The organism is Magnetospirillum sp. XM-1 (genome assembly GCF_001511835.1).
Taxonomy (GTDB): Bacteria; Pseudomonadota; Alphaproteobacteria; order Rhodospirillales; family Magnetospirillaceae; genus Phaeospirillum.
Genome location: NZ_LN997848.1, coordinates 1,058,836 through 1,079,598, shown reverse-complemented (window position 1 = coordinate 1,079,598; position 20,763 = coordinate 1,058,836). Strand labels below are relative to the sequence as shown.

21 protein-coding genes are annotated in these 20,763 nt (G+C 67.4%); 9 read left to right on the top strand and 12 right to left on the bottom strand.

Features of this window, described 5'->3' with window-relative positions; translation table 11 throughout:
- Positions 1-131 precede the first annotated feature (131 nt).
- Entirely contained in the window at positions 132-1,577 is a 1,446-nt protein-coding gene (ccoG, locus tag XM1_RS05140) for a cytochrome c oxidase accessory protein CcoG (protein ID WP_068430771.1), read from the top strand.
- 7 nt (positions 1,578-1,584) lie between these two features.
- Here ccoG and XM1_RS05135 read toward each other — a convergent pair whose 3' ends face one another.
- On the bottom strand, positions 1,585-2,058 hold the full coding sequence (locus tag XM1_RS05135; protein ID WP_068430769.1) for a response regulator: 474 nt from the start codon (positions 2,056-2,058) through the stop codon (positions 1,585-1,587).
- A 91-nt stretch (positions 2,059-2,149) separates the two neighbouring features.
- Positions 2,150-2,923 (bottom strand): hydroxyacylglutathione hydrolase, encoded by a 774-nt coding sequence (gene gloB, locus XM1_RS05130; protein ID WP_068430765.1) that lies wholly within the window; start codon positions 2,921-2,923, stop codon positions 2,150-2,152.
- 67 nt (positions 2,924-2,990) lie between these two features.
- Between gloB and XM1_RS05125 the strand changes: the two genes are divergently transcribed.
- Together XM1_RS05125 and XM1_RS05120 are read left to right on the top strand one after the other, a co-directional pair.
- Positions 2,991-3,752, top strand: coding sequence for a class I SAM-dependent methyltransferase (locus tag XM1_RS05125; protein WP_369816041.1), 762 nt, complete (start codon positions 2,991-2,993; stop codon positions 3,750-3,752).
- A gap of 84 nt (positions 3,753-3,836) precedes the next feature.
- The gene (locus XM1_RS05120; protein WP_068430761.1) at positions 3,837-4,076 is read left to right on the top strand and encodes a CDGSH iron-sulfur domain-containing protein; all 240 of its coding nucleotides are present in this window, start codon (positions 3,837-3,839) and stop codon (positions 4,074-4,076) included.
- A gap of 169 nt (positions 4,077-4,245) precedes the next feature.
- Here the strand turns inward: XM1_RS05120 and XM1_RS05115 are convergent, their stop codons facing one another.
- The gene (locus XM1_RS05115; protein ID WP_068430758.1) at positions 4,246-5,832 is read right to left on the bottom strand and encodes a peptide chain release factor 3; all 1,587 of its coding nucleotides are present in this window, start codon (positions 5,830-5,832) and stop codon (positions 4,246-4,248) included.
- A 60-nt stretch (positions 5,833-5,892) separates the two neighbouring features.
- Between XM1_RS05115 and XM1_RS05110 the strand changes: the two genes are divergently transcribed.
- Positions 5,893-6,081, top strand: coding sequence for a hypothetical protein (locus XM1_RS05110; RefSeq protein ID WP_068430755.1), 189 nt, complete (start codon positions 5,893-5,895; stop codon positions 6,079-6,081).
- On the opposite strand, the gene XM1_RS05105 is transcribed toward XM1_RS05110, so the two are convergent.
- Positions 6,056-7,654: a SagB/ThcOx family dehydrogenase gene (locus XM1_RS05105; protein ID WP_068430752.1), complete on the bottom strand. Its 1,599-nt coding sequence runs from the start codon at positions 7,652-7,654 to the stop codon at positions 6,056-6,058. The genes XM1_RS05110 and XM1_RS05105 overlap by 26 nt on opposite strands.
- An 81-nt stretch (positions 7,655-7,735) precedes the next feature.
- Between XM1_RS05105 and XM1_RS05100 the strand changes: the two genes are divergently transcribed.
- Positions 7,736-8,101, top strand: coding sequence for a hypothetical protein (locus XM1_RS05100; protein ID WP_068430750.1), 366 nt, complete (start codon positions 7,736-7,738; stop codon positions 8,099-8,101).
- A 77-nt stretch (positions 8,102-8,178) separates the two neighbouring features.
- On the opposite strand, the gene XM1_RS05095 is transcribed toward XM1_RS05100, so the two are convergent.
- Positions 8,179-9,111: a diacylglycerol kinase family protein gene (locus XM1_RS05095; protein ID WP_068430747.1), complete on the bottom strand. Its 933-nt coding sequence runs from the start codon at positions 9,109-9,111 to the stop codon at positions 8,179-8,181.
- Between the two features lie 170 nt (positions 9,112-9,281).
- Between XM1_RS05095 and XM1_RS05090 the strand changes: the two genes are divergently transcribed.
- The 4 genes from XM1_RS05090 (at position 9,282) to XM1_RS05075 (ending at position 13,590) form a co-directional block, all read left to right on the top strand.
- A complete protein-coding gene (locus tag XM1_RS05090; protein ID WP_068430744.1) occupies positions 9,282-10,118 on the top strand; it encodes a UDP-2,3-diacylglucosamine diphosphatase in 837 nt (278 codons plus the stop codon).
- Positions 10,046-11,089 (top strand): glycosyltransferase family 1 protein, encoded by a 1,044-nt coding sequence (locus XM1_RS05085; protein WP_068430741.1) that lies wholly within the window; start codon positions 10,046-10,048, stop codon positions 11,087-11,089. Before XM1_RS05090 ends, XM1_RS05085 begins: the two co-directional genes overlap by 73 nt.
- Before the next feature lie 72 nt (positions 11,090-11,161).
- Entirely contained in the window at positions 11,162-12,805 is a 1,644-nt protein-coding gene (locus tag XM1_RS05080; RefSeq protein ID WP_068430738.1) for a glycosyltransferase family 39 protein, read from the top strand.
- Positions 12,802-13,590 (top strand): phosphatase PAP2 family protein, encoded by a 789-nt coding sequence (locus XM1_RS05075; protein ID WP_068430736.1) that lies wholly within the window; start codon positions 12,802-12,804, stop codon positions 13,588-13,590. The genes XM1_RS05080 and XM1_RS05075 overlap by 4 nt, the downstream gene beginning before the upstream one ends.
- A 34-nt stretch (positions 13,591-13,624) precedes the next feature.
- On the opposite strand, the gene XM1_RS05070 is transcribed toward XM1_RS05075, so the two are convergent.
- From XM1_RS05070 to ligA, 7 genes are all read right to left on the bottom strand, one after another.
- On the bottom strand, positions 13,625-15,022 hold the full coding sequence (locus XM1_RS05070; RefSeq protein ID WP_068430733.1) for an MFS transporter: 1,398 nt from the start codon (positions 15,020-15,022) through the stop codon (positions 13,625-13,627).
- A gap of 99 nt (positions 15,023-15,121) precedes the next feature.
- Positions 15,122-16,297, bottom strand: coding sequence for a 4-hydroxybenzoate 3-monooxygenase (gene pobA / locus XM1_RS05065; RefSeq protein WP_068430730.1), 1,176 nt, complete (start codon positions 16,295-16,297; stop codon positions 15,122-15,124).
- A 54-nt stretch (positions 16,298-16,351) separates the two neighbouring features.
- A complete protein-coding gene (locus XM1_RS05060) occupies positions 16,352-17,191 on the bottom strand; it encodes a class III extradiol dioxygenase family protein (protein ID WP_068430727.1) in 840 nt (279 codons plus the stop codon).
- A 2-nt stretch (positions 17,192-17,193) separates the two neighbouring features.
- A complete protein-coding gene (locus tag XM1_RS05055) occupies positions 17,194-17,547 on the bottom strand; it encodes a protocatechuate 4,5-dioxygenase subunit alpha (protein WP_068430725.1) in 354 nt (117 codons plus the stop codon).
- Between the two features lie 15 nt (positions 17,548-17,562).
- Positions 17,563-18,552 carry an aldo/keto reductase gene (locus XM1_RS05050; RefSeq protein WP_068430722.1) on the bottom strand — a complete coding sequence of 330 codons (990 nt, stop codon included), beginning with the start codon at positions 18,550-18,552 and terminating at the stop codon, positions 17,563-17,565.
- 7 nt (positions 18,553-18,559) lie between these two features.
- On the bottom strand, positions 18,560-19,513 hold the full coding sequence (locus XM1_RS05045) for a Gfo/Idh/MocA family oxidoreductase (protein ID WP_068430718.1): 954 nt from the start codon (positions 19,511-19,513) through the stop codon (positions 18,560-18,562).
- Positions 19,510-20,763 carry a protocatechuate 4,5-dioxygenase subunit alpha gene (gene ligA / locus XM1_RS05040; protein WP_068430715.1) on the bottom strand — a complete coding sequence of 418 codons (1,254 nt, stop codon included), beginning with the start codon at positions 20,761-20,763 and terminating at the stop codon, positions 19,510-19,512. Before ligA ends, XM1_RS05045 begins: the two co-directional genes overlap by 4 nt.

Below are 20,763 nucleotides of genomic sequence, written 5' to 3'. Positions count from 1 at the left end.
GGGCGGGCCGGCAACCGCCCAACAAGGGGTCGTCGCGGGACCGCAACCCCTCCATGCGCGATTCACCCCAAGACATTTCAGGACAATTTTAATATAGTCCGCTTCTAATATAAATTCCGGAGAGCCCCGCCATGGACGCCAAGCCTGCCGTACCGGCCTTGCCGCTGCACAAGGGCGAGGTTCCGCTCTACATGGAGACCGGCAAGGCCCAGCCCCGCGCCGTCAGCGGCACCTTCCGCTCGTGGAAGTGGTGGGCCATGATCGTCACCCTGGCGTGGTGGCACCTGGGGCCGTTCCTGCGCTGGGACCGGGGGCCGGGGGCGCCCAACCAGGCCATCCTGATCGACATGCCGGGCCGGCGCGCCTACATGCTGTTCATCGAGATCTGGCCGCAGGAGATCTATTACCTGACCGGCATCCTGCTGCTGTCGGCCATCCTGCTGTTCCTGATGAGCGCGGTGGCCGGTCGGGTGTGGTGCGGCTTCATCTGCTGGCAGACGGTCTATACCGACCTGTTCGTGGCCGTCGAACGTCTGGTGATCGGCGACCGCAACCAGCGCATCGCCTTCGAGCGCCAACCCATGTCGGGGGCCAAGCTGGCGAAGAAGGCGGTGATCAACCTGATCTGGCTGGCCATCTCGGCGGCCTGCGGCATCGGCTTCACCCTGTGGTTCGGCGACGCCTTCGAGATGCTGAGGGACATCTTCACCGGCAACGCCAATCCGCCGGTCTACGCCTTCATCGCCATCCTGGGCGGCTTCTGCTTCCTGCTGGCCGGCTATGCCCGCGAGCGGGTCTGCGTCTATCTCTGCCCCTATTCCCGCTTCCAGTCGGCCATGTTCGACGAGCATTCGCTGATCGTCACCTACGAGGCCTGGCGGGGCGAGCCGGGCGGCCCGGCGCGCAAGGGGCAAAGCTTCGAGGGGCGCGGCCATTGCGTCGATTGCCGCGCCTGCGTCCAGGCCTGCCCCACCGGCATCGACATCCGCAAGGGCAACCAGCTGGCCTGCATCGGCTGCGCGCTGTGTATCGACGCCTGCAACCAGGTGATGGACCGCTACGAACTGCCCAGGGGCCTGATCTCCTACGATTCCACCTACAACATCGAATCGCGCGGCGCCGGCAAGGCCGGGGCATTGCGCATCATCCGGCCGCGCACCCTGATCTATGGCGGCATCATGAGCGTGGTGCTGGCGGTGATGCTGTTCCGCCTCACCACGCGGCCCGACGTGGACGTCAACGTGCTGCACGAGCGCTCGCCGCTGTTCGTGCAGATGTCGGACGGCGCCATCCGCAACGGCTACGCCTACAAGGTGCTGAACATGAAGGCCGAGGACCGCACCTTCACCGTGCGCCTGGACGGCGTCGAGGGCGCCACCATCTCGGTGGTCGGCGGGGTCAGCAACGCAGCGTCCGCCGAACTGCGCGTGCCCCGCGATTCGGTGGGCGACTTCCGGCTTTACGTCACCGTTCCGGCCGACAAGGCGGCGTCGAAGAGCATGCCGGTCACCTTCGTGCTGACCGGATCAAGCCGCGAGGTACGCACCGGCACCATCTTCGCCGGACCGGAGAAGTAAGGGGGGCTCAGCCGTCCTCGACCATATCCAGCCAGTTGGGGGCGTTGCTGTTGTGGTGAGCCGGCAAGGCCTGGTTCGGCTTGGCGGCCGGCGTGCTCAGGCCGGTCAGGATGACCTCGCTCAGGGCGGCGCGAATGGCCGCCACCAGCCGGTCCGCCGGAACGGGCTTGCCCAGGAAACGCACGGCGGGCCCAACCTGCTGGCGTGACACCGCCGACGTCCAGTGTCCGGACAGCACCAGCACCACCACGTTGGGATAAGTCTCATACATCTCGGCAATCAGCGCCTTGCCGTCCATGACCGGCATGGCGATGTCGGTGACCACCACGTGGACGTCCTGCTTCGCCAGGATGTCGAGGGCCTGCACCGCACCGGTGGCGAACAGGGCTTCCCACTCTGCGGCGAAGCTCCACATGGAACGCCGGATGCCGTCGAGAACATGAGGTTCATCGTCGACAAAAAGGACACGGGCCCCGGGCATTTCAATCTCCCGTCAACAAGCCCATCCGCCCGGACACTAACCCAGACGGCCAGTGTCGCGCTATACTAAATGTATGGCGCGAGGCGCCAAATCAGAACACGTCCTTGCGCCGCCGCAGCTCGGCGAAGACGCGAACCGGATCGGTGCCCGGCTCCATGCCGACCGCCTTGGCGACGGACGGCGTATCGGCCCTGAGGAAGGGATTGGCGGCGCGCTCGTCGGAGAGGCGGACCGGCACGGTGGGCCGGTTGCCCGCCCGCAGGCGCTCCACCTCGTCGAGGCGGGCCTTCAAGGCCTGGTTGTCGCGCTCGACCAACTTCGCGAAGCGACCGTTCCCGGCGGTGTATTCGTGGGCGGGATAGGCCATGGTGTCGGGCGGCAGGTCGCGCAGTTTCTTCAAGCTGGCCCACATCTCCTCCGCAGACCCCTCGAACAGCCGGCCGCAGCCCAGCGAGAACAGGGTGTCGCCGCAAAACAGCGCATGGCTGTCGGCGAACCAGAACGCAATGTGCCCCGAGGTGTGGCCCGGCACCTCCAGCACGGTGACGGCGGCATGGCCCAGCATGAAGGTCTCACCTTCGGACACCTCGGCGGTGATGCCGGGAATGCGTTCGGAATCCCGGGCGGCGCCGACGATGGCGCACCCCGTTCGCCGCGCCAGCTCCAGGTTGGCCCCGGTATGGTCGCCGTGATGGTGGGTGTTGAGGATGTGGGTGAGCGTCCAGCCGCGCTCGGCCAGGCGTTCCAGCACCGGCTCGGGCACCGCCGGGTCGACGGCGGCGGTGACGTTGCCCACCGGCTCGTGGACCAGATAGACGTAGTTGTCCGCGAGCACGGGAATCTGCTCGACGACGATCTTGGCCATGATTGCCTCGCCTTGTCCTTGTGCTCCGGTTGTAGCACCAACCGGCCAAAACGCCTATCCTTGAGCCATGAACGGAGACTTGTCCTATCCCGCCATGTGGACCGACGTGGTCGACCTGCGCGACTTCTACGGCGACAGCCTGGGCCAGAGCGCCCAGCGGCTGATCCGCCGCCAATTGCGCGCGCTGTGGCCCGACGTCAGCGGCCAGCGGGTGCTGGGCCTGGGCTTCGCCACCCCTTACCTGCGCATCTTCCTGGCCGATGCCGAGCGGGTGATCGCCGCCATGCCGGCCAGCCAGGGGGTGCTGCCCTGGCCCCCCGAAGGCCCCGGCCTGACCGCCCTGGTGGACGAGACCGACCTGCCGCTGCCCGACCGCTCCATCGACCGGCTGCTGATGGTCCACGCCCTGGAAGCCACCGAACAGGTGCGCGCCATGATGCGCGAGGCCTGGCGGGTGCTGGCCGACGGCGGGCGGCTGGTGGTGGTGGCACCCAACCGGCGCGGCATCTGGGCGCGTCTCGAGCGCACCCCCTTCGGCAACGGGCGGCCCTATACCATGGGCCAGCTGAACCGCCTGCTGCGCGACAACATGTTCACCCCCATCAACAGCGCCTCGGCCCTGTTCCTGCCGCCCACCACGTCGCGCATGCTGCTGCGCTCGGCGCCTGCGGTGGAGCGCATCGGCCAGCGCTGGTTCGAGACCTTCGGCGGCGTGATCATCGTCGAGGCCGCCAAGCAGATCTATGCCGGTTCGGCGGTGCGCGAAGCCAAGGGCAAGCGCCGCTCCTACCTGCCGGTGGCCGAAGGCTTCTCGCGGGTGATGGAATAGCGCCGCATCGCCGCGTTGATAACCGGGCGGCCCGTTCTTACATCAGACTCTGCGCATAATTCACGTCAGGCCGAGGAGAGATCCATGCTCGAGCCCACCATCGCCCAGAAGGAGCCTTACGAGGTCGAGCTGGAAGCCGGCAAGACCTATCACTGGTGCGCCTGCGGCCTGAGCAAGAAGCAGCCCTTCTGCGACGGCTCGCACAAGGGGACGGGCTTCGTCCCCAAGGCTTTCACCGCCCCCACCTCCGGCACCGCCTGGCTGTGCGGCTGCAAGCACACCAAGGACGCCCCTTATTGCGACGGGACGCACGAGACGCTGTGATCGGCGGGGCTTGCGCCCCCTCGCACCAAACTGCGATGAGCGTGACTCATCGTGGTTTGGATAGGCCCAAAGGGCCGCGCCGCTTATGCGGCGGGAGCCAAGCCGCCACCGGCGGCGCCCGGCGATTGAGGGCGATGCGCGGATCGGTCCCGATCAGCGCATCTTGGTATCAGTGCTGCTCGCGCGTGGCGGTGAAGCGGATCTTCTCGAAATCCTGCTGGGCGCGGCCCAGCTGCCAGGAATTGCGGGCGAGGTACACCAGGGCGCCGTCACGGTCCTCGGCCATGTTGGTCTTGTTGGAATTCATGAAGCGCTTGAGCTCCGCCTCGTCATCGCAGGCGATCCAGCGGGCCGTGACGAAGCCGCCATCCTCGAACCCGGCCTTGATGCCGTATTCCGACTGGATGCGGGTGGTCAGCACGTCGAACTGCAGCGGTCCCACCACGCCGACGATCCAGGTGGAGCCGTCCAAGGGCTTGAACACCTGGGAGACGCCCTCCTCGGCCAGGTCCTCCAGGGCCTTCTTCAGTTGCTTGGCCTTCATGGGATCGTCGAGGCGCACGCGCTGCAGCACTTCCGGCGCGAAGGTGGGAATGCCGAGGAAGTTGAAATCCTCGGACTCGCTCAGCGTGTCGCCGATGCGCAGCTGGCCGTGATTGGGAATGCCCATGATGTCGCCGGGGAAGGCCTCTTCCGCCAGCTCGCGGTCGCGGGCCAGGAAGAACACCGGATTGACCAGGGCCATCACCTTGCCCGAACGCACGTGCTTGACCTTCATGCCGCGCTTGAAGCGGCCCGAGCAGATGCGGAAGAAGGCGATGCGGTCGCGGTGGTTGGGGTCCATGTTGGCCTGGACCTTGAAGACGAAGCCGCTGACCTTGGCCTCACCCGGCTCCACCACCCGCTTGTCGGTGGGCCGCGCAATGGGCGACGGCGCCAGCTGGCCGATGCCCTTCAAGAGCTCGGCCACGCCGAAGGTCTTCAAGGCGCTGCCGAAGAACACCGGGGTCAGATGCCCGGCGCGGAAGGATTCCAGGTCGAATTCGGGATAGCCGCCGCGCACCAGCTCCACCTCTTCGCGCAGGCGCTCGGCGGCGGCGACGCCCAGCACCTCGTCCAGCTTAGGGGAATCGAGCGAGGCATCCACGGCGATCTCGGCGATATGGTCGCCGCGCCCCGGATCGAACATGATGACGCGGTCGTTGACCAGGTCGTAGACGCCCTTCAGGTCCCGGCCCATGCCGATGGGCCAGGTCACGGGGCAGACGTCCAGCGCCAGGGTCTTCTCCACCTCGTGCAGCAGGTCGAAGGTCTCGCGGCCCTCGCGGTCGACCTTGTTGACGAAGGTGATGATCGGCACGTCGCGCAAGCGGCACACCTCGAACAGCTTCAAGGTCTGGGTCTCGATGCCCTTGGCGGCGTCCAGCACCATGACGGCCGAGTCCACGGCGGTCAGCGTGCGGTAGGTGTCCTCGGAAAAGTCCTCGTGGCCGGGGGTGTCCAGCAGGTTGAAGGACAGGCCCGAATACTCGAAGCTCATCACCGAGGCCGACACCGAGATGCCGCGCTCCTTCTCGATGGCCATCCAGTCCGACCGGGTGCGGCGCTGTTCGCCGCGGGCGCGCACCGCGCCCGCCATCTGAATGGCGCCGCCGAACATCAGCAGCTTTTCCGTCAGCGTGGTCTTGCCCGCGTCGGGGTGGGAGATGATGGCGAAGGTACGCCGCAGCGCGATGGCTTGATCGAGAGTGCTCATGGGGCTGGGTTTTCGCCCTACTTGGTGCAAGAATCAAGGGGATTAGGTTGGAGCCCCCTCATGCGTATCGAGCTTGACCCCGATCTGGCGTCCCGCCTTTACACCGCCGCCCGCCAGCTGGGCCGCGACCCGGCCCAATGCGCCCTCTCGGCCATCCTGGCCTTCGTCACCGATTGCGAGGACGCCGCCCGGATGCGCACCCAACTGGGCGGGGGAGATTGGGTCAGGACGGAGAACCAGCCGGACTGAGATGGCCATAGGCCGGACGGGTGGCGATGCGCCCATCCTCCACCGCGCCGCCCACCGTGAAGTGGTAGAGCGACTGCCAGGGACCGCCGCCGGGGGGAAGGCCGAGCAGGTCGTGGACCTCGTCGTCGTGGTAGCAGCCGATGCCGGTGCCCGACAGTCCGGCCGCGGTGGCTTCCAGGTAGAGCACCTGGCCGATCAGGCCCGCCTCCCAGAACAGGCGGCGATAGGCCCATTCGCCGTCCTCGGCCAGGGTGCGGTCGAAATCAGCCAGCATGCCCAGCGAGAAGGCGCCGCGCCCGGCGATATCCTGGGCGCACGACACCTGGGTGGCGTCCCAGGTGAGATCGCCCTCGGCCAGATTATAGAGCGGCACCTCGGCCGCCGCCCGCTCCCAGGCGAATCGGGGATTGCAGTCGGCCCGCAACCGGTCCAGCGCTTGCCCGTCGCGCACCAGGGCGTAGAGGCCGGGGCTCAAGCCCTCCACCCGATGGACGAACAGCATCAGGCCCACCCGGGCCGGCCACGGCCAGGACCGCCACGGCACCTTGTCCTGGTCGGGCAGGGTGGCGCCCAGCAGACGGAGAAAGGCGTCGCGGCCCATGCCGGTCACGCCGTCCATGGCCTGGGCGCTGCGTCGCCGCCGGATGATCGCGGCGGCGGGTTCCAGGCTGGCGGCCAAAGGCGGAATGGCGATCGAGGGCGGCGGGAGAACGGGCGCGGTGGATGGCTTCTCGGTAAGCGCCAAGGCCTGGCCGATCACCTCCCACACCACATGGTCGGGGGAAAGGGTATTGGCCTCGCCGACCCATTCCCCCGTCACTGGTGGAAGCGCGGGTTCGGGCAGCGGAGCGGGCGAGACCACGGCGATCAAATCGGGATGTTCGGGCTCGAAGCGGGCGCAGGAGTCCGGGCGGTCCAGACCCAACAGGGCCGCCAATTGCTCATCGCCGGGCGCGGTGAGCACGCGGATGTGCCAGCCCAGGCAGGCGGCGGCATAGGCGGCGGCGGCCAAGGCGTGGCCGCAATCGTGCTGGCAGTAGCGGAAGGCGCGCTCGCCGTACTTCCACGATTCCCGCCAGGGAATGGAGGACAGGGCGAACAGGAAGGCGCCATCCGGCAGATCGGCGGGCAGGCGATCCAGGCGGCAACGCTCCTCCAGCCCATGATGGAACGGGGCGTAGTGATAAAGCCCCGGCCCGGCGCCGATACCATCCAGGGGAGGCAGGATCACCCACCCCTCGGTGGGATGCAGGTTGCCGCTGCTGGGATTATTGCGCAGCGCCCAGCGGGCCTCTCCCACTTCCTTCCAGGCCGACAGTCCCAGCGCCAGTTCCAGGAACAGCCCCAGCCCTTGGGCGTCCAGCGGCGCGGGGTCATGCCCCTCCAGCCGGCCGAAGGGCGGCGTTTCGGCATCGAGGCGGAGCGGCAGGCCCACGCACCTTGCGCCTGCGAAGGCGCGGAAGGGGTCGGGCTGGGTCTCCCAGTCGAGGAAGCCGGGGCCGCGGGCGTAGCGCCGGCTGGAATGCTTGGTGCGCGCATGGTAGGCGGCGATGCGGTCTAAAGGTTCTTCCATCCCCGTCTTTCCCCGTTGCCTCGCGCACCATATATTGGAAGGAAGCGAGGCCGCATCACCCCCATTGCTCCGAAGAAGTCCATGTCCACGTCCCGTCCCACCGATCTCGCCGGCGAAAGGCTGGTGCGCAAGACGCCCAACCACATCCTGCCACTGGACCAGAGCGACCAGGACTACATCCGCGCCGGGCTGGAAGCGGTGCAGGCGGCCTTTGGAATTTCCGCCCTGCCCGACGTGCCCATCGCCCTGATGCCGGGAAGGACGCTGATGCGGCTGCTGGTGGACCTGCGGTCCCAGCTTCGCCCCCGCACGCCGGAGCAGACCGCCGCCTGGGGGCGCCTCGCCGGGGCCATCCTGGTGCTCGACACGGCGGGCGAGTTCGCCACCCAGCATTCCCAGGCGGAAGCGCGCCGCCACGCCGTCGAGCAGGACGACCTGGAGGATTAGGGGATCGGTGCGGGCGGGACGCCCGCGCTCCATGGTTTGGGATGTCGCGCCCCGGAGCGCGGGCGTCCCGCCCGCATTCAGGGACAGATCAGGTCCACCGTCTGGTCGGCGATGGAGATTTCGGCGGGCAGGCGGGCGACGATGTCGCCGTCGCCCTGGACCGGCGCGCCGCGCGGACCGGTGATCAGGATGTTGCGGGCCGACACCACCCGGACCTCGGGCAGGCCGGGCAGCTTGCCCAGCGGCAGGGCCAGCCCGTAGCGCAGCATGCCCGCCATGCCCGGATTGGGCAGGATGCACAATTCCAGCTTGGGGGCGGCCAGATCGGCGTCGGGGGCGGCGATGAACGGCCCGCCGTAGAAGCGGCCCTTGCAGGCCACCACCATGCGGGCCTCGTATTCCACCCCATCGGCGCGGATGGTCAGCTTGGGGAAATCGTAGCCCACCGCCTGGCGCAGGCTTTCCACCACATAGGCCAGCTTGCCCGCCCGGCGCTTCAAGACGGTGCTCACCCCCGCCACCACATGGGCGTCGAGGCCGGCGCCGGCCATCAGCAGGAAACGCCGCCGGTTGGCCTGGCCCACATGGATGCGCCGGGCGACGCCGAAGGCCACGGTGCGCGCCACCTGCTCCACGTCGTCGGGGTCGAGCCCGATCTCGCAGGCCAGCACATTGGCGGTGCCCAACGGAATCACGCCAAGCGCCAGACCGCCCGGCCCCGCCCCCAGGCCGTTCAGGACCTCGTTGACAGTGCCGTCGCCGCCCGCCGCGATCACCGCGTCGAACTCGTCCGGGCTGGCCAGGGCGGCGAAATCCTCGGCGTCGCCGCGCCGCGCCGTCTCGCGCCGCGCCACCCGCCCGCCCAAGGCCTCGAGAGCGCTCACCACCAGTTCCAGTTGGCGGCGGCGGCGGCGGCCGGCGGTGGGATTGTGAATCACCAGCACCCGGCGCGGCGCCACGGCGGATTGCGTCTCGGGAACGACCAGGCTGGCGGATTGATCGACGGTCATGGACGCCGTGTATAGCGCGAAGCCAGAAAAAGCATGATGAAATATTTATTACGGATAGACTTCAGTTCAATGAAATAACAAACCGTAACCATAATGCATGTGAACATTAAAAATATTTGAGCTATGAGAGTCATCAATATCGTTCTGAATTGATATCGGATGCTTGCCCGATGAACGCCAGTCTCGACAGCAAGAGGCGTTACAGGACCATCTGGATTTCCGACATTCATCTGGGCACCCGCGGCTGCAAGGCCGACGACCTGCTGGACTTCCTGAAAAGCACCGAGAGCGAGACGCTCTATCTGGTCGGCGACATCATCGACGGCTGGCGGCTGCGGCGTTCGTGGTACTGGCCGCAAAGCCACAACGACGTGGTGCAAAAGCTGCTGCGCAAGGCGCGCAAGGGCACCCGCGTGGTGTTCGTGCCCGGCAACCACGACGAATTCGCCCGCGACTATCACGGCCTGCTGTTCGGCGACATCTCGGTCGCCACCACCATCCTGCACGAGACCGCCGACGGCAGGCGGCTGCTGGTGCTGCACGGCGACGCCTTCGACGGGGTGGTCAAGCACGCCAAGTGGCTGGCCCATCTGGGCGATTCCGCCTACACCCTGGCGCTGGCTCTGAACCACTGGCTGAACGTGGCGCGGCGCGCGCTGGGCTTTCCCTACTGGTCGCTGTCGGCCTACCTGAAGCACAAGGTCAAGAACGCGGTGCAGTACATCGCCAGCTTCGAGGACGCCATGGCCGACGAGGCGCGCCGCCATGGCGCCGACGGCGTGGTGTGCGGCCACATCCACCACGCCGAGAAGCGCGACGTCAACGGCATCCTCTACTGCAACGACGGCGACTGGGTCGAAAGCTGCACCGCGCTGGCGGAAGGCTTCGACGGCGCCCTGGAAATCATCCGCTGGCTGGAGGTCGAGGGAAACACATGCGCATACTCGTCGTCACGGATGCCTGGCTCCCTCAGGTCAACGGCGTCGTCCGAACCCTCGACACCCTAAGGCGCGAGCTGGAGCGCGACGGCCACGAGGTGGTGATGGTCACCCCCGAGAAGTTCCGCACCGTGGCCTGCCCCACATATCCCGAGATCCGTCTGGCCCTGAAGCCCGGAGCCAAGCTGGGCGCCATGATCGAGGCGGCGCAGCCCTGCGCCATCCATGTCGCCACCGAAGGGCCGCTGGGCTGGGCGGCCCGGCGCTGGTGCCGCAGGAAGGGCGTCCCCTTCACCACCGCCTACCACACCAAGTTTCCCGAATACATCAAGGCCCGCTTCGGCGTGCCGCTGCCGCTTTCCTACGCGGTGATGCGCCGGTTCCACAATTCCTCGTCCCGCGTCATGGTGGCGACCCAGGGCATCGAGAACGAACTGGCGGCGCGCGGCTTCAAGAATATCGGCCGCTGGTCGCGGGGCGTCGATACCGAGCTGTTCCGCCCCCGCCCCGAAGCCCGGGGCGAGGACGGCCCCTTCGCCCATCTGGCGCGGCCCGTCTTCCTCTATGTCGGGCGGGTGGCGGTGGAGAAGAACATCGAGGCGTTCCTTTCCCTCGACCTGCCCGGCTCCAAGGCGGTGGTGGGTGACGGGCCGCAGATGGACGAGATGAAGCGCCGCTTTCCCGAGGTTCATTTCGCAGGCGCGCGGATGGCCGAGGACCTGGCCCGCCACTACGCCGCCGCCGACGTTTTCGTCTTTCCCAGCCGCACCGACACCTTCGGGCTGGTGCTGCTGGAAGCCCTGGCCTCGGGCCTGCCGGTGGCGGCCTATCCGGTGCCCGGCCCCAACGACGTGATCGGCGATTCACCCGCCGGCGTGCTGGACGAGGACCTGGAGAACGCGGCCCAAAGGGCCATGTCCATCGACCCCGCCCTGTGCCGCGCCCATGCCCTGACCTTCTCGTGGGAGGCCTGCACCCGGCAGTTCCTCGACAACCTGCGGCCCTTCGAGACCGGAGTGTGGCGGGCGGCGGCGGAATAGCGCCCCTTGACCCAGTGGGCCGCTTCATGCTGTTGATGCCGGGTCTTTAAAGTCTGCACGGATCGCCCCATCGTGGAACGACTGACCGGCGGTATCCGCCCCTATCTCCTGCTGTCGCTGTTGTCTGTGTTCCTCTATCTGCCGGGTCTGGTGGCGCTGCCGCCCATGGACCGCGACGAATCCCGCTTCATCCAGGCCACCCGCCAGATGCTGGAGACCGGCGATTACGTCCGCATCCAGTTCCAGCAGGAGATGCGCGCCAAGAAGCCGGTGGGGGCCTATTGGCTGCAGGCCGCCTCGGTCAGCCTGTTCTCGGACAAGGCCAGCAAGGCGGTGTGGCCCTATCGCCTGCCGTCCGCCCTGTCGGCCTGGGCGGCGGTGCTGATGACCTTCGCCTTCGGGCAATACCTGTTCGGCCGCCAGGTGGCGCTGCTGGGCGCCGCCCTGCTGGCCTCGTCGCTGATTTTGGTGTCCGAGGCCCATCAGGCCAAGACCGACGCCATCATGCTGGCGACGGCCGTGGCGGCGCAAGGAGCCCTGGCCCGCATCTATCTCGGCGCCAGGGGCACCGCGGCGGTGCCCGGGCCACTGGTGGCGCTGGTGTTCTGGGTGGCCATCGGCGCCTCGATCCTGATCAAGGGGCCGGTGATTCCGGCCATCTCCATCCTGACCATCCTGGCGCTGGGCTTCGCCGACAAGCAATGGGCCTGGCTGGTGGGGCTTCGCCCCTTCACCGGGCTGATCGTCGCTTCCTCCATCGCCGCGCCCTGGTTCGTGGCCATCTCCAACGCCACCGGCGGCGCCTTCGTCGGCGAGGCGGTCAAGGGCGACCTGCTGCCCAAGCTGCTGGGCGCCCAGGAAAGCCACGGCGGCTGGCCCGGCACCTATCTCGCTTTGGCGGCGGTGATCCTGTGGCCGGGCTCGCTGTTGCTGTGGCCCTCGCTCACGGCGGCGTGGAAGGTGCGCCTGCGCCCCGAGATCCGCTTCTGCCTGGCCTGGATCATTCCCGCCTGGGTGATGTTCGAGATCGTGCCCACCAAGCTGCCCCATTACGTGCTGCCCACCTTCCCCGCTTTGGCGCTGCTGATGGCCGTCGCCGTGGTGGGACGCGCCCCCGATCTGCTTTCCCGGCCGGCGAAGGTCTGGTACGGAATCTGGTGCCTGATCGGGCTGGTGCTGGCGGCGGCCGTGGTGGTCGCGCCGCAGCAATTCGCCATTTCCTTCCCGGTGATGAGCATTCCGTCGGCCCTGCTGGTGGCCGGCACGGCGCTGGCCGCCGGCTGGCTGGCCTTCAGGGAGCGGATGCGCCCGGCGGTGATGGCCCTGGTGCTCACCGCGGTGACCAGCTTCCAGGTGGTGTTCGAAGGGGTGCTGCCCGGCCTCGACTATCTGTTCGTCAGCCGCCAGGCCGCCGAACTGGTGGCCGAGCGCCCCCATCGCGGCGCGGTGGTGGTGGCCGGCTATGCCGAGCCCAGCCTGGTGTTCTATCTCGGCACCGACACGGTGCTGACCAGCGGCGAGGCCGCCGCCCAGCACCTGACCAACGGCCCGGCGGCGCTCACCCTGGTGTCCGACCGCGAGGAGGAGAAGTTCTATGCCGCCGCCGCCCGCATCGGCGTCAAGCCGGTGGTGGTGGGCGTGGTCAAGGGCTTCAACTATTCCCGCGGCAAGAAGGTGACGCTCACCGCCTATGCCGTGGAGGGAAGCGTGCCATGAGGGCCCTGGATGTCATCGTCCGCCAATGGGAGAAGGGTGGCGACCGCGTCGCCCTGGTCTGGGAGGAACTGACCGGCTTCCGTTCGTTCACCGCCGGACAGTGGGAACGCACGGTCCGCCGCCCCCGGACCTGGGGCACCATCTACTGCGCCCTGGTGGTGGTGATCGGCTATTTTCTCCTCGACCGGCCGCTGGCCCGCTTTCTCAAGGCCCGGGTGACCGGCGAGTTCGAGGGTTTCTGGAAGACCGTCACCCATCTGGGCCTGGGCGGGGTGTGGCTGTTTCCCGCCGGCATCCTGACGCTGGGCCTAATCCTGTCCATGCTGGCCGCACCGGTTGGCGAAAAGCGCGACCGCCTGCGCCGCGCCGCGTGGGTTCCCGGCTTCCTGTTCCTTGCCATGGCGGCGTCGGGCATCGCGGGCAACATCATCAAGGTGCTGGTGGGCCGCACCCGCCCGGCCATGCTGTTCGACAGCAACGTCTACGACTTCGTGCCGCTGACCCGGGGCTATCTCACCAATTCGTTCCCGTCGGGCCACTCCCAGGCCATCTTCGCCGCCATGACGGCGCTGGCCCTGATCTTCCCGCGCTACGACCTGGCCTTTCTCACCGTGGCGCTGCTGGTGGCGCTCTCGCGGGTGCTGACCACCGTGCATTTCCTGTCGGACGTGGTGGCCGGGGCCTGGCTGGGCGTCATGGTCACCCTGGCGCTGCATTCCCTGCTGACCCGGCGCGGCATCGACGTCCGCGTCCGCTTCGAGCGGGACAAGAAACTGGCGGAGTAAGGGCGCCCGCTGCTGCAGGCGCCCCTTTCCATTATCAATGCCCGCCCAGCCGGGCCTCCTGGGCATGCTCGTGGGCCTCGCCCACCGTGGCGTCGTGCTCGGCCGGGGTCTCGGGATGGGCCATCTGCTTGACGAGCAGCCCGCCCGCCGCGATCAGGCCGGGAATGGCGATGATGGTGAACATCTCGGCGAATCCCAGCTGACGCCGCGACAGCTCGGCCACCAGCATGGAGCCGACGATGCCGCCGAAGCGGCCCATGCCCAGCATCCAGGCCACCCCGGTGGCGCGCCCCGAGGTGGGGTAGAAGCCGGCGGCGAGCGCCGGCATGGAGGACTGGGCGGTGTTCATCAAGGTGCCCGCCACCAGGACCAGGACCACCAGGACGCCCACATTGCCCACCGCCTGGCCGATGGCGAAGATGAACAGCGCGGTGGCCACGTAGCCGGCGGCGATCACCTTGTTGCCGTTGGCGCGGTCCATCAGCCAGCCGAAGAAGATGGCGCCGACGCCGCCCAGGGGGAACAGGGCCGAGATCAGGGTGGCGGTCTTGGGGTCCAGGCCGGCATCCTTCAAGAGCAGCGGCATCCAGTTGATCAGGCCGTAGAAGATCACCAGCCCCATGAAATAGGCCAGCCACATCATCACCGAGCCCACCAGATAGCTCTTGGACAGCACCAGGCCCAGCCCGGTCTTGGCCGTGGCCGCCGCCTTGGGCGCCGCTTCGACCAGGACGAAGTCGCGGGCCCCGGCGGCAGAGGCCGAGATGCGGGCCAGCACCTTGGTGATGCGCTCGGCCGGCTGCTTGCGGGCCACCATGTAGCGGATGGATTCCGGCAAGGAAACGGCCATCAGCGCCACCAGGGCCAGGGGCGCGACGCCACCCAGCACCAGCACCGAGCGCCAGCCCCATTGCGGAATCATCCAGGCGGCAAGGAAGCCGCCCAGGGCGGCGCCCAGGGGAAAGCCCGCGAACATGGCGTTGGTGATCAGCGAGCGGCGATGGTCGGGGCAGTATTCGCTGATCAGGGTGACGGCGTTGGGCATGGCCGCACCCAGGCCGATGCCGGTGACGAAGCGCATGACCGTCAACTCGTCCAGACTGCCGGCATAGGCGCAGGCGAAGCTGGCCAGGGCGAACAGCAGGGTCGAGGCGGTCAGCACCAGCCGGCGGCCGAAGCGGTCGGCCAGCGGCCCGGCCGACAGGGCACCGGCCGCCAGACCGAACAGGGCGGCCGACAGCACCGGGCCCAGTGCCGGCTTGCTGATGCCCCATTCCTTGAGCAGGGAGGGCGCGATATAGCCGATGGCCGCCGTGTCGAAGCCGTCGAGCAGCACCACGAAGAAGCACAGCGCGAAAACCGTCCACTGATAGGGCGAGAAGCGGCTCTCGTTTAGAAAAGTCTGGATATTCAGTGTGTTGCTCTGGGTCATTCCTTGGCTTCCATCCGGTTTTCGGCCCGATTTCGGGCAAGAGGGGGGCGTCGGGCCTCGTAATGGGCCCTTGACGTCACTGCTTGTCTGGAGCGGGGATCAGTCCTCGAAGGGCAATCCCACGTAGTTTTCCGCCAGGGTGGTACGCCCGGCCAGGGAGTGGACGACGTAGTCCAGCTCGGCCTCCAGCGCCCGCTGCTCGAAGGGCGGCGTGTCGGGGAATTTGTGCAGAAGGTTGGTCATCCACCACGAGAAGCGCTCGGCCTTCCATACCCGGCGCAGACAGCGCTCGGAATAGCGGTCGATGCCTTCGTTCGAGCCGCCGTAATACTCGATCAGGGCGTGACCGAGATAGCGCACGTCCGAGGCCGCCAGATTGAGGCCCTTGGCCCCGGTGGGCGGCACGATGTGGGCGGCGTCGCCGGCCAGGAACATGCGGCCGAAGCGCATGGGCTCGGCCACGAAGCTCCGAAGCGGCGCGATGCTTTTTTCGAGCGACGGGCCGGTGACCAGATTGGCGCGGGCCTCGTCGTCGAGACGCGCGCGCAGCTCGTCCCAGAACCGCTCGTCGGACCAGTCCTCCACCTTCTCGGATAGCGGCACCTGGACGTAATAGCGCGACCGGGTCTTGGAGCGCATGGAGCACAGCGCAAAGCCCCGCTCGCTCTTGGCGTAGATCAGTTCGTCGCACACCGGTGGCGTGTCCGACAGCAGGCCCAGCCAGCCGAAGGGATAGACCCGCTCGAAATTGCGGATGGAGCCCTTGGGCACCGAGGCGCGGCACACGCCGTGGAAGCCGTCGCAGCCGGCGATGAAGTCGCATTCGATCTCGTGGCGCACCCCGTCCTTGAGGTAGGTGACGCGGGGCCGGTCGGTGTCGAAATCGTGGACCGCCACCTCCTTGGCCTCGTAGACGGTCTTCAATCCAGCCGCCGCCCGGGCGTCCATCAGGTCGCGGGTCAGCTCGGTCTGGCCGTAGATCATCACCTCCTTGCCGCCGGTCAGTCCGTGCAGGTCGATGCGGTGACGCTTAGCCCCGATCAGCAGCTCGATGCCGTGGTGGGGCAGGCCTTGCGCATGCATGCGCCCCCCCACCCCGGCCTCGTCCAGGAGGTCGACGCAGACCTGCTCCAGCACGCCGGCCCGGATGCGGCCCAGCACGTACTCGCCGGTATGGGCCTCGAGGATGATGGCGTCGATGCCGGCCTTGGCCAGCAGCTGGCCGAGGATGAGACCGGAGGGACCGGCCCCGATGATGGCGACTTGGACTCTCATGTTCGCTCCTTTTCCGGGCCCGCTTTCTGGCGAGCGGGCCCGGTATTCAAGCCTCTACACCGTCTCCATGGCCAGCAGGCCGGCGGCGGTGTTGGAGATGGGGATGTGGTAGTTGGTGTGGACGGTCCGGACCTTGTCGCCCAGCGCACCGCGGCAGGTGACCCAGTTGAGCAGCTCGACGCCCTGGGTGCCGGTCAGCTCGACGATGTCGGGGACGGAATACTGGCTGATCCAGTCGGGATCGGTGACCAGCTTGTCCATGAATTCCAGGTCGAACTTCTTGTTGATGAAGCCGGCCCGCTTGCCGTCCAGCTGGTGCGACAGTCCGCCGGTGCCCAGCACCACCACGCGGGCGTCGCTATCCCACGCCTCGATGGCCTTGCCGATGGCGCGGCCGAAGGCCAGGCAGCGCTTAGGGCTGGGCAGCGGGAACTGCACGGTGTTCTGGCAGATGGGCACGGTGCGGATGGTCTTAGGCCCGCGCTCCGGCCACAGCATTTCGATGGGCAGGGTGAAGGCGTGGTCCACCAGCATTTCCTGGCAGGTGGTGAGGTCGAATTCCGCCTCGATCAGCTGGTCGACCAGATGCCACGACAGGTCCACGTCTCCGGCGAAGGGGGCCACGGTGGGAATACCCCAGCCCTCGTCGGCGTTGTGGTACTCGGGGGCGGCGCCGATGGCGAAGGTGGGCATCTTGTCGAGGAAGAAGTTCAGGCCGTGGTCGTTGTAGACCACCACCGCCACGTCCGGCTTGACCTTGTCGAGCCAGGCCTGGACCGGCGGGAAGCCGTCGAAGAAGGGCTTCCAATAGGGCTCCTGCTGCAGGTTGCCCGCGATGGCGCGGCCCAAATAGGGCACATGGGTGACGTTGATGCCGCCGACGATCTTGGCCATTCCTATTCCCTCCCCGCGGCGACCAGCTTCGCCTGGAATTCTTCCTTGGTGACGCCGGTCTGCTGCGCGCCGACGTCCTGCATGTCCAGCTTGTAGATGCCGCCCAGCTTGGCGATGAAATAGGCGTTGCCGCCCGCCGCCAGCATGTCGAGGACCTGCAGGCTGAGGACCGCCTTCTTCTGCTCGTCGTTCAGGCTGAACTTGTCGCAATAGGCGGCCGGATCTTTCAGGAAGTCCTGGCGGTTGCGTTCGGAATTGAACGAGTAGCACATCTTGTTGAGCGCATAACCCTTGCGAGCCATATCCCCGTCGAAGATGGTCGTTCCGGGGATCACCCGTTTCGTCTTGGTGCTCATGTTTCGGTTCCCTCTCTAGAACTCTTCGGTGTCGATGTCGGCCTGGGTTGCCGCGTTGTAGCGGGTCCCGGTCACGGTGTTCTGATTGATGAGCCGGTCCAGCCGGGCGATGGTGTCCGCAGACAGGCGAATGCCGTCGGCGCCCAGGTCCTCGTCCAGATGGGCGGCGGATTTGGTGCCGAACAGGGCGACGATATGCTCGCCCTTGGCCAGGACCCAGGCCAGGGCCAGCTGGGCGGGGGTGCAGCCCATTTCCGCCGCGATGGCCTTGTAGCCGTCCAGCAGACGCAGATTGGCGGCGTAGGGTTCGGGCTCGAAGCGCGGCATCTGGCGGCGGATGTCCTTGGCCTCCAACTGCGTCGCCGGGTCGGTGAGCGCTCCGGTGAGGAAGGCGCGCGCCAGGGGACTGAAGGCGACGAAGGCGATACCCAGTTCGCGGCAGGTCTCCAGCACCTTGATCTCGGGATTGCGGGTCCACAGCGAGTATTCGCTCTGCACCGCCGCGATGGGATGGACCGCATGAGCGCGGTGGATGGTGGCGGCCGAGACCTCGGACAGGCCCAGCGCACGGACCTTGCCTTGCCGCACCAGTTCGGCCATGGCCCCGACGCTGTCCTCGATATCCACCTTGGGGTCCAGGCGGTGGAGGTAATAGAGGTCGATGATTTCGGTCCCCAGGCGCTTGAGGCTCTCCTCGCAGGTGCGGCGGATGGCGGCCGGGCTGCCGTCGATGACGCGCTTGCCGTCCACGCCGAACATGCCGCACTTACTGGCCAGGGTGATGCGGTGGCGGTGGGGGGCCAGCACCGGCCCCACCAGGCTTTCGTTGGCGCCGAAGCCGTACAGCGCCGCCGTGTCGAAGAAATCCACGCCGGAATCGAGCGCCCGATGCAGCAGCGCCACCGCATCCTCCTTGGCGGGCGGCGTGCCGTAGGCATGGCTGAGATTCATGCAGCCAAGGGCCAGGGCGGAAACGGTGAAGGGGCCGACGCGGCGCTGTTCCATGATGGGCCTACTTCAGCTGCTGCTCGAGGGCGTGGAGCGTGCGGTAGCAGGGCAGCACCCGGGCGACGGAGGCGTTGGGCTCGCGCCCCTCGCGGATGGCGGCCAGGAATTCGCGGTCCTGCAGCTCGATGCCGTTCATGGAGACGTCCACCTTAGTGACGTCGACGACCTTGTCCTTGCCGTCCACCAGATCGTCATAGCGGGCGATGTAGGTGCCCGTGTCGCCGATGTAGCGGAAGAAGGTGCCCAGCGGCCCGTCGTTGTTGAACGACAGCGATAGGGTGCAGATGGCCCCGGTGCTGCTCTTCAACTGGATCGACATGTCCATGGCGATGCCCAGTTCCGGATGAATGGGACCCTGGACGGCATTGGCGGCGACGATCTCGCCTTGCGTCTGATAGGCGAACAGGTCCACCGTGTGGGCGGCGTGGTGCCACAGCAGATGGTCGGTCCAGCAGCGGGGCTGGCCCAGCGCATTGATGTTGGTGCGGCGGAAGAAGTAGGTCTGCACATCCATCTGCTGGATGTTGAACTCACCGCCGGTGATCTTGTTGTGGACCCACTGGTGGGAAGGGTTGAAGCGCCGCGTGTGGCCGCACATGGCGACCTTGCCTGCCTTCTTCTGGGCCGCAACCACGGCCTCGGCGTCGGCCAGGGAATCGGCCAGGGGGATTTCCACCATCACATGCTTGCCGGCCTTGAGGCAGGCCATGGCCTGGGAGGCATGCAGCTGGGTCGGCGTGGTCAGGATGACCGCGTCCACTTGCGGAAGGGCAAGGGCATCGGCCAGATCGTGGGCCACATGGGCGATGCCGTACTTGGCGGCGATCTCCTCGGGCTTGTCTTCGGCCCGGCTGACCAGCGAGACGACATTGGCGCCGTCGATCACTTTCAGCGCGTCCAGATGCTTGACGCCGAAGGCGCCGGCCCCGACCAGGGCGATGTTGACGGGCTTGCTCATGGGTTCTCCAGGATCAGATGGCCGACGGCGGTGTTGCTGGCCGGCACGTGGTAGAAACGGTGGACGAGCTTGGGCGCCTTGCCTGGGGCCATGGCGCCGCGGGCGATCAGCCACATGACCAGCTCGATGCCTTCCGACCCGGCCTCGCGCACATAGTCGATGTGCGGCACCTGGGCCTGACCCTCCGGATCATTGATCAGACGGTCGAGGAAGGCGTTGTCGAAGTCCCGGTTGATCAGTCCGGCACGCGGTCCCTGCAACTGGTGGCTCATGCCGCCGGTGCCCCAGACCTGCACGTTCAAGGGCCGGTCGAAGGACTCGATGGCCTTCCGGATGGCCTTGCCCAGGGCAAAGCAGCGCCGCCCCGACGGCACCGGGTACTGCACCACGTTGACGGCGACGGGAATGACCGGACAGGGCCAGGACTCGGGCTGGCCGAACATCAGCGACAGCGGCACGGTCAGGCCGTGGTCCACATCCATCTTGTTGACGATGGTAAGATCGAAATCGTCCTGGATCACCGACTGGGCGATATGGGCGGCCAGTTCGGGATGGCCCTGGACCACCGGAACGGGGCGCTTCCCCCAGCCCTCGTCGGCGGGCTGGAACTCCGCCGCGCAACAGATGGCGAAGGTGGGGATCATCTCCAGGCTGAAAGCGGTGGCGTGGTCGTTGTAGACCAGGACGATCACGTCGGGCGTGTTGTCGGCCATCCACTGCTTGGAGGGCTCATAGCCGGCGAACAGGGGCTGCCAGTAGGGCTCGCCCGCCTTGCCCAGGTCCAGCGCCGCGCCGATGGCAGGCACGTGCGAGGTGTAGACGCTGGCGGTAACGCGGGCCTTGCCCGGCCCCGGCTTCGCCCCGGTCCGATCGGCGGTGCTGCGGTTGCCCTCGATGGAGCGCCCGCCGGCCAGCATCATGGCGCGGTATTCCTCCTCGCTCAGGCCGGTCATGGAGCCGGCCATCTGCTGGAACGACTTCCCGTCGGTGGCGCCGATCTTGGCCAGGAAGTAGATGTTGCCGCCCGCCGCGATACAGCGGTTGAGGTCGCGGGCCAGCACCGCCTGCTTCTGCTCCTCGGTCATGGGCCATTGATCGAGATAGGCGCGCTCGTCCGCCAAAAAGCGGGCGCGGTTCTCAGGCCTCATCAGCGACATGCAGAACTGGTTGAGGTGATAGCCCCGGCGCGACTGGTCGGCGTCGAAGATGGTGGTGCCGGGAATGTCGAGATAGGGCTTGTCGAGCGCCAT